Here is a 1,215-nt window from a genome sequence, read left to right on the forward strand (position 1 = left end):
GGTGCTGATCCACTCCGGCGCGGGTGGGGTGGGTATGGCCGCGATCCAGATCGCCCGGCATCTGGGTGCGGAGGTGTTCGCCACGGCCTCGCCTGCCAAGCAGCACGTGCTGCGGGCGCTGGGTGTGCCGGATGATCACATCGCTTCCTCGCGCGACCTGGACTTCGCCGATGCCTTCGCCACGGTGATGGGCGGGGCGGGGATGGATGTGGTGCTCAACTCGCTGGCCGGGCCGTTCACCGACGCCTCCCTCGATCTCCTCACCCCTGACGGGCGGTTCATCGAGCTCGGCAAAACAGACCGGCGCGATCCCGCCCAGGTGGCCAGCACCCATCCGCAGGTGCGGTATCGCAGCTTCGACCTCATGGATGCCGGGCACGACCGTATCGGCCAGATGCTCGCCGAACTGCTGGACCTGTTCACTGGCGGCGGGTTGGCGGCGTTGCCGGTGCGGTGCTGGCCGGTGCAGCAGGCCCGCCAAGCCTTCCGGCACATGGCCCAGGCCCGCCACACCGGCAAGATCATCCTCACCATGCCGCGCAGCCTGGACCCCGACGGCACGGTACTGATCACCGGCGGCACCGGCGGCCTGGGCGCCATCATGGCCCGACACCTCGCCACCGAGCACCAGACCAAGCATCTGCTGCTGGCCTCCCGCCGAGGAGACCAAGCCCCCGACGCCGACCAGCTCCGAGCCGACCTGGAAGCAGCCGGCGCAACCGTCGACATCGCGGCCTGCGATCTGTCCGACCCCGAGCAGGTGGCCACCCTCCTTGACCGGATCCCCGCCGAGCACCCGCTGACGGCTGTTTTCCACACCGCCGGGGTGCTGGACGACGGCGTGGTCACCTCCCTCACCCCCGACAAGATCGACCGGGTACTGCGGCCCAAGGCCGACGCAGCCTGGCACCTGCACCAAGCCACCCGCCACCTCGACCTGGCCGCGTTCGTCCTCTACTCCTCCTCAGCCGGCACCCTCGACAGCGCCGGACAAGGCAACTACTCCGCCGCCAACGCCTTCCTCGACGCCCTCGCCATCCACCGCCACACCACCGGCCTACCCGCCCAAGCCCTCGCCTGGGGACTCTGGCACCAACCCAGCGGCATGAGCGCCCACCTCACCACCACCGACATCACCCGCATCGAACAAGCCGGCTACCACCGCATCACCACCACCCAAGGCAACCAACTCCTCGACACCGCCCTCACCACACC

General features: G+C 69.6%; 1 protein-coding gene. It reads left to right on the top strand.

Features of this window, described 5'->3' with window-relative positions:
• Positions 1-34: 34 nt before the first annotated feature.
• The coding region (locus tag ACWDX9_RS63470) for an SDR family NAD(P)-dependent oxidoreductase (protein ID WP_449973481.1) at positions 35-1,215 on the top strand (1,181 nt) is incomplete at its 3' end.

This window comes from Nonomuraea sp. NPDC003201 (assembly GCF_053590415.1).